This is a genomic window from Paenibacillus prosopidis, assembly GCF_003337375.1.
Taxonomy (GTDB): Bacteria; Bacillota; Bacilli; order Paenibacillales; family Paenibacillaceae; genus Pristimantibacillus; species Pristimantibacillus prosopidis.
Genome location: NZ_QPJD01000041.1, coordinates 1 through 7,112 on the forward strand (window position 1 = coordinate 1; position 7,112 = coordinate 7,112).

Here is a 7,112-nt window from a genome sequence, read left to right on the forward strand (position 1 = left end):
TCTCATGTAATCCTTTAAACTCCTATTTAAACATACATGTGAAATTCTGCGAATGAGCGAGCATTCGTGAGAAAAACCTTATTCTCTGAGGGAGCTCAATCATAAATTTTGCTGAGATGAGAACTATATTGTGCTTCCTCAAAAGTCATTGGAGAGATCCTATCAAGCCAATCAACTTTCGAACCAATCCTTTCGCATCCAAGAAGCATATCTTCCCTTGTACTCATATCAATTCCGACTTTCTTCCAGATTATATACCCATCTGCTTTAACTACATTTGCAACAATTACTGTACACAACAAATCGCAATCATCTGGGCACATTAGTACTGGCAAAACAACCTCTTTGCTTATTGAATTGTACCTTCCTTTAATACATTCTTTCTCTTTCGGGTCGTAGACCCAATCAATAATAGTTGGGATCATGCCCAGAAGGTTATTTGAAGGATAATAATTGTGAAGCAATAAATCCAGAGGAGTTCCATCAATGACGATAGTGTGATGTTCAACTTTACAGTACTCACTCTTCATCGGTACGACTTCAATTTTATTCACCAGTCCCATTGTTTAGATACCTCACTTTGAGCAATTACATATTGTATCACGATTTACTCCGTTATCATTGCCAGTTAGACGAAAATGCTACCATTATGGCAGCCCTTTCCAAGTTGACCTAACGTATCCATTAGATTAACAACTCATCTTTGTACTACAGTCCATCATCCATTAATGTATGAAACAGGTTCTCGATTTCTTTCGTGATTTGTGGCAATTCGTTCGTTTTCCCGTCCAAGTCTTTTCCCATTTCAATAATCAAATCTTGCTTAAGTTTTGCAAATAATTCAGCTATGGGCAAGGCGAATTTGATGTGTTCACTTGGAATAAGTCTGACATCAACAAATACTTTAATAAATTCGTCCCGATGCTTGTTAATGTCATCCTGAGTGTGTTTAACGAATGTTGACCATTCTGATGTATTATAATTCGCTTTTAGTTTATTGTATTTATCAACTATTGCCCGATATATCGTATCGAGATTATCTCTATGATGCATAAGTTGTTCCCTGTTTGCCTGTAACAGAGAATCCATAAGTTCATTTAGTTCCTCGTTTTCTAGATTTGATTCATTTTGATCGACGTTATCTGATTCGTTTGACATTTCTTCCATCAATTCAATATCTTCATTGGTTAAGTAAGTTAGTTGAATATCTGAGATTCCAGGCTTAGGATCAGAATCGGTCCATACCGTTTTCCGAACTTCAACATGGCCATCACCAAATACCGCTTTTAAACTAGGCGAATCGTAAATATCAATTTGTATAAAGTATCGGCCTGTTTCATCAACAGACTCTTTCTTTCCTTTCTCTTTGATTATCGAATCTTTTGGCAAGAATTGTTTCACAACGGAATCCGCTTCGATGGAAGTTCTACGTTTTTGATCTAAATATACAAACTGCAAGAAAATATCATACGCTTCTGGCTTATCAAAAAATTTAACCAAGATATAATCTTGTTCGAATCTGACTAGATTTTCACCCTGAGGCTGTCCATATTTCTTCGTCCAACCGTCTAGAGTAGATCCCAGTATTGGATATTCATCGGTTGACGCTGACTCGCTGGTTTTTTGAGATACGGTTGTTTGTGGGGCAGTTTGAATATCTTGTGGATTCCCAGTACATGCGGATAAAAGAATGACAGCAACAACTGGAACCATATACATACAGTTCTTTATCATTATACGAAGGCTCCCCATTCATTGTGTTTGCAGTTAGAATCGAAAGTTGTGGTATCCTGCCCGTTACTTCAAATACCTCTGCTCTTCATTGTGTTTTCTCTTTTATCCATTCGCTTAACTAAGGTCGGTCTTAACGACATTAGCTTTCCATCCGTATGGCGGAAACGAGGTATAAAATAAGGACTACACTAAAAAGATTCCAAATACTTGGTATTGACGCAAAAGATAAATAAAGTCCATAAGGTAACGACCAGGCAAATACAATATACATTAATATTCGATTTCTCAAAAACGAGGATAAGATGCCTATACATGCTGGAAAAATCAACATTATAAAAATGATTAGAACCGTATCGTGACCCGTTGGCGTCCTTGAATACGGATTCCAGAACAATAAAATGACACATAGAATTATGCATCCTAAGGAAGCAACCACACCAAAGAGGGAATATTTCAATTTCAATGTAATAAGACCTCCCGTTGATTACGCCTTCTAGAGCTTGAATTCCTCGTTATCGGATACACTTATCTTCTCAAAAGTTCTGTTTTTTTACAATGTTATTTCCACTATGCTGCCATTAGCGGAGAAGCACGGCTCCTAAAAAAATCGTCGATACAATTCTCTACGACGCTCTCCCCGTAGCTGAGCATATATCTGAGTAGTTGATGCTTTCTCGTGCCCAAGCATCCCTTGGATAAACTCCAATGGTGCACCGTTATCTAACAGTTGACAGGCATAGGTATGGCGAAACCGGTGCGGGTATACATTAGCAACAACTTTTCCTCGAATTGCTAACATTTTTAATGACCAACGAATCGTTGGAATGGACATTCTCCGTGTAGGATGGTTTTCGGTGACAAACAATGCTTTACACGAATCCTCACGACTCTCTAGATATCTTTTCAACCATACCTTGCATTCGGTCGTGAAATAGACTTCTCTTTGTTTAGAACCCTTACCATTAACAATCGCAGAACAATGTTCCCAGTTGATATCATCAATGTTGATTTTCTGAACTTCACCAACTCGGCAGCCTGTACAATAAAGAAACTCTAGAAGAGCATGCTCACGAGGAGATGTACAGGTTATCTTAAGATGTATAACATCCTCCTCGATTAGAAATTTTGGGATGCGTTTATCCATCTTTGGTTCTCTTAGTTTGAGGGAAGGATTCCTTAAGATATGTCCTTCTTCAAATGCAAAACGAAACAAAGAACGCACAAATCGAATTCGATGCCCTAAGCTGCTTGGCTTTAAACGCTCTGATTGTTTGGCCAAGTACTCTTTTAGCAAATTTAATGAGACTTCTTCGATTTCAAGATCACCGAGTTCGTCGATCAGCATCTTTAGTTGCAGAGAGTAAGCCTTTAACGTGAACGGACTGAATCCCAAAATACGTTTATCAGCCTCATACAGCAACCATAAATCGTTTAATTTCATAGCAAAACCCTCCCATTACTATTTTAATTCTAGCTTTACTAGAATTGGGAGGGTTTAATCTATGCTGGCATTTGGATTATTCAACTAGCGTACCCGTTAGCTTAATGCCCAAGGGACGCGATAACATCCCTACCAGATCGCTGCTTGTGTGTTATATGAATTATTCGCCTAATTATCCAATTTACTTGTAATTGTTAATTTGTTTAATGTTTTCTTGTATTCTTTGAAACCATCTCAAGTTATTGTAATACTTGTTTAATCGCAATAGTTCTTCTGTGAATTTCTCTGCACTATTTTTTACTTTACCAACAAAATCGGTTATATCTACTATTTCATTCCTCCATTTACCCTCTCTATAACTCTCTAGTGGAAGTAGTTCTAACATCCCTTTATTCGTCTTGTTTGTAGATTTTAAGTCACTAATATAAAGTTTATCTGCTTCTTTTTTTATTTCAATCCAAGAGTTATATGAGTTTATATCGTTTATAATCACATAATTTGAATTATTTAAAATCAAACAAGCTTCTGTCAATTGTTCAAACCATATTGAAAGATTGAATAAACCTTGCATATTAGGGGGGATTGGAACCTCCGGAATAAAACCATATACAAATTCTCCAAATATTAATTCAATATAACCTACAACAGATCCAATTTCCTCTAATTCCAGGAAACCTGCTTCTAATTCATCGCTTGTAAGTGTTATTAAGAATTTTATTTCCATAATCCTCCCCCTTCAGCATTTTAACCAGAACTGATCTTCAGCATCAAGTTTCCATATTAAACCGATATCGCCTGTAATGATATCGTAGTCCTTCTCAATTAATTTAATTGATATTTTTACAATTCGTGATATTGCTGCGTTATCCTGCCCTTACTCAATGAAAAAAGAGGAACTGCATCACTGCAAGCTCCTCCACTACCGTACCCGTCCCACATCAAAAGGTTACCTGAGTGTTAAGGTTTGTCTTCGACATCGATCGATACCACTTGATCCGTACTTTCATTTGTAAAATCTATAGTCCAATTTTTTTGCATTTCGTTATATTTTGCTTCTTTAATAACGGGTAACCAACCATCTGCAGCCGCGATGGATTGTTGATACTCATTAGAAGCCAATGCTTTCCGAATGGCTTCCTCTTCCAGGAGCTTGGCATTGTCTGGTATTATACTTGGGATAATGATTACATTCTCTGCTGAGCTGTCTCCTGGGTATTGAGAAGTTGTGGGTCCTTCAATTACTTTAACTTCAATCTTCTGACCAACCTTCACATCAAGAGGAACATTCGAATACCATGATGCGGTATAGTGAAAACTCTCGCCTCCTTGCGCACCGTAGTCTTGAACATTCGGGTCCACAACGAGAATCTTCCCGTCCTTTTCCCTAACTACATACCCGACCATTGCGGTTACTACTCCACTAATCTTAACCTCAACTAAATCTGCCCCATATTGATTCATTAATTGAGATCTCTGCTCTTCCGTTAAATGGGCCTCCACCACTACTTTTTGTTTCATAATATCAGAGCTAACGCTCCACCCACCACGGAGTTTCATACCATTTAATGTGTTGGTAATTTCGTTCTGGATATTATTTAGTTTTTCTTGAGGGTTCTTAGATACACGAAATTCCACGTAATCACCCATTTCGGCTTCCAAAACGGTCTTCAGTTTTTTCACTTCTTTTGAATTGGGCTGGTCCAGTAGAAAAATGATCTTCAAAATCTTCTCTGAGTCAGAGATGTAGTATACTCCGAATTTTTCAAACATTGAAACATCAGAAAAGATCTCCCTTATCGCTTTTTCAACGATAGGAAGGTACTTGTGTTCAAAGGCAACATGATCTTCGAAATCGATTTCAGCATTTGAAACATTTTTTGTAACTACTTTTGATGGTTCAGTTTTAACACCACATGCCGTCAACATACCAACAACGACTGTGCAGCAAAGTATGAGCTTGAACATTCCGTCCCTCCTAATTATCTTGTTGTCGGTATAGACGCCTGACCCACAAGTAAGGTTGCGGTGATGTATTTCACTTTGCATATTAGCCTTCTTTTATTTACACTAACCTGCCCAATTGCTAGGCTGCCGATCTTACCGGCAGCCTCGTCTTGTTTGTTTATGAAACTATCGTATCCGTTAGTTTAATTATTACATTCGCACATTAGGTCTTACTTTGGAGATTCAAAAGCTAATTTCAGTTTTTTGGACAGGCAACATTACAGAACAAGAGTACTTTATTGAATCACGTCCGGCGCCGGTAATGTAATATAGACGGCAGCAATTTCACTTTTTTCATTAATTAATGCTTTTGCAATTCTATGTCCCCCATCAATTAATTGTCCATCGGAACATAATAATATTGGGTACTCCATGTTTGCGTTGATAATTCGCTGACAATGAAATGCAACATTTCGTATAGTTGGAATTGGTCTACTCCCACTATCTGCAAACCAACAATCCTGATCAAGTTCCTTTATTGAATCAATCTTGATTTTAAGAACTGGTAAGTTCTTAGATAACTCCCACAGTTTTTCTACGTCCCAGAAATGTCGCCTTCCATCAATTATCCTTCCGTGTTTATGCTTCATTCGTGAAAGTAACTCTCCCACAATAATCACCTCAGCTTTTCATAATACTCAATGGCATGATAGGGAAATCGTGATCAGACATAAACCCATTCTCTTTGACAGTTCGGGATTAGGATTCCTTTTTCCTGCCGTTGCGTTAACCTGCCAGTTAACTTAACGAAAAATGGAGCAGCTGCCGCCGGCAAATTGCTCCAAGGTCCGTTGAACTATCGTACCCGTTATCAATAAAACCTCTTTGAAGAATTAGACGGCAATCTCCATTTTTATTGATGGATGATATTTATAATTTATTAACTCGAAATCATTTATAGTAAAATCATCGATTTTTTTTATTTCTGGATTGATCCAAAGTTCAGGTGCAGGATATGCATCTCGTTGAATCTGTTCTTTCAATGGGTCAATGTGTCTCTCGTAAATATGAGCATCATTAATATTTAGTGTAAGTGTTCCTAATTTGTATCCTGTAACTTGAGATATCATTCGCTGTAAAACGTAATATTGGAATACATTAAATGGGTTCCCTAAACCGATGTCGTTTGACCTCGCATTTACAACTAAATGAAGAACTTCTTGTTTTATGAGCCATTGGTTATTCCAAACACAAGGATATAGCTCCATTTGATCAAGATCATCAATATTCCAAAGGGATATTACATGCCTTCTTGATGCTGGATTATTAATTAGCTGTTCAATTAAATTATGAACTTGGTTTGTGATCATGCCATTCAGCATAATTGGTTTACCCAACTGATACCCATATGCTTTTCCTATATTATTATTAGTATTCGTCCACTCTTTCCATATTTTCACCTTGTTATCATCCAGATAGGTGCAGTCACTTGTTCTCTTTACATAAAACCATAGTAATTCATGTATTGCTGATTTCCATGGTACTCTTTTTGTTGTAAGTATAGGGACCTCTGAATTCTCAAATTTTAACTGTTTGGTAATTAAACTTTTCGTGTAAGCAGGAGTACCATCCGACCATGTTGTTCTAACGTACTGGTCTTTGTCCCAATCTCCATTTTCAAGAATATCAATTACTAATTCACTGTAAATCTTATCAGCCTTCCCCATCTTTTGAGCCCCCAAATCATACATGTGTTTATTGAAAATTGCTTTATTAAATTCTAGAAAGATTATGGCTTTTCCTTTTTATGTTTTCAACTCTACTGCCCGTTGACTGAGCGAAGGGCTGCCCGCGGCAGCCCTTCTTATATGTAACTATCGTACCCGTTAACATTCCTGTAGGTGTTAGTAGATTCGGTTTGCAGAAAAACGAACGCCCCGCTAGGATGAGTATGTACTGGGTTGCTGCCCTCAGAACTCACCTTAGGAGGCGT

The 7,112-nt window shown here is 37.5% G+C and carries 7 protein-coding genes; all 7 read right to left on the reverse strand.

Annotation, left to right across the window (positions count from 1 at the left end):
• Positions 1 to 95: 95 nt before the first annotated feature.
• Positions 96 to 563, reverse strand: coding sequence for a hypothetical protein (locus tag DFP97_RS29675; RefSeq protein WP_114384266.1), 468 nt, complete (start codon positions 561 to 563; stop codon positions 96 to 98).
• A gap of 145 nt (positions 564 to 708) precedes the next feature.
• A complete protein-coding gene (locus tag DFP97_RS29680; RefSeq protein ID WP_114384267.1) occupies positions 709 to 1,734 on the reverse strand; it encodes a hypothetical protein in 1,026 nt (341 codons plus the stop codon).
• A gap of 598 nt (positions 1,735 to 2,332) precedes the next feature.
• Positions 2,333 to 3,175: a tyrosine-type recombinase/integrase gene (locus DFP97_RS29690; protein ID WP_114384269.1), complete on the reverse strand. Its 843-nt coding sequence runs from the start codon at positions 3,173 to 3,175 to the stop codon at positions 2,333 to 2,335.
• 181 nt (positions 3,176 to 3,356) lie between these two features.
• A complete protein-coding gene (locus DFP97_RS29695) occupies positions 3,357 to 3,899 on the reverse strand; it encodes a hypothetical protein (protein WP_114384270.1) in 543 nt (180 codons plus the stop codon).
• A gap of 233 nt (positions 3,900 to 4,132) precedes the next feature.
• Positions 4,133 to 5,140, reverse strand: a complete 1,008-nt coding sequence (locus tag DFP97_RS29700; protein WP_114384271.1) for a DUF3221 domain-containing protein — start codon at positions 5,138 to 5,140, stop codon at positions 4,133 to 4,135.
• A 275-nt stretch (positions 5,141 to 5,415) separates the two neighbouring features.
• Positions 5,416 to 5,769, reverse strand: coding sequence for a chromosome partitioning protein ParB (locus tag DFP97_RS29705; protein ID WP_114384272.1), 354 nt, complete (start codon positions 5,767 to 5,769; stop codon positions 5,416 to 5,418).
• A gap of 243 nt (positions 5,770 to 6,012) precedes the next feature.
• On the reverse strand, positions 6,013 to 6,846 hold the full coding sequence (gene thyA / locus DFP97_RS29710; protein WP_114384273.1) for a thymidylate synthase: 834 nt from the start codon (positions 6,844 to 6,846) through the stop codon (positions 6,013 to 6,015).
• Positions 6,847 to 7,112 lie beyond the last annotated feature (266 nt).

What these genes read in the sequence shown, in the direction of transcription:
- DFP97_RS29680 (WP_114384267.1), bottom strand. Translation starts at nt 1,734, where the DNA reads ATGATAAAGAACTGTATGTATATGGTTCCAGTTGTTGCTGTCATTCTT.
- DFP97_RS29700 (WP_114384271.1), bottom strand. Translation starts at nt 5,140, where the DNA reads ATGTTCAAGCTCATACTTTGCTGCACAGTCGTTGTTGGTATGTTGACG.
- DFP97_RS29690 (WP_114384269.1), bottom strand. Translation starts at nt 3,175, where the DNA reads ATGAAATTAAACGATTTATGGTTGCTGTATGAGGCTGATAAACGTATT.
- DFP97_RS29675 (WP_114384266.1), bottom strand. Translation starts at nt 563, where the DNA reads ATGGGACTGGTGAATAAAATTGAAGTCGTACCGATGAAGAGTGAGTAC.
- DFP97_RS29705 (WP_114384272.1), bottom strand. Translation starts at nt 5,769, where the DNA reads ATGAAGCATAAACACGGAAGGATAATTGATGGAAGGCGACATTTCTGG.
- DFP97_RS29695 (WP_114384270.1), bottom strand. Translation starts at nt 3,899, where the DNA reads ATGGAAATAAAATTCTTAATAACACTTACAAGCGATGAATTAGAAGCA.
- thyA (WP_114384273.1), bottom strand. Translation starts at nt 6,846, where the DNA reads ATGGGGAAGGCTGATAAGATTTACAGTGAATTAGTAATTGATATTCTT.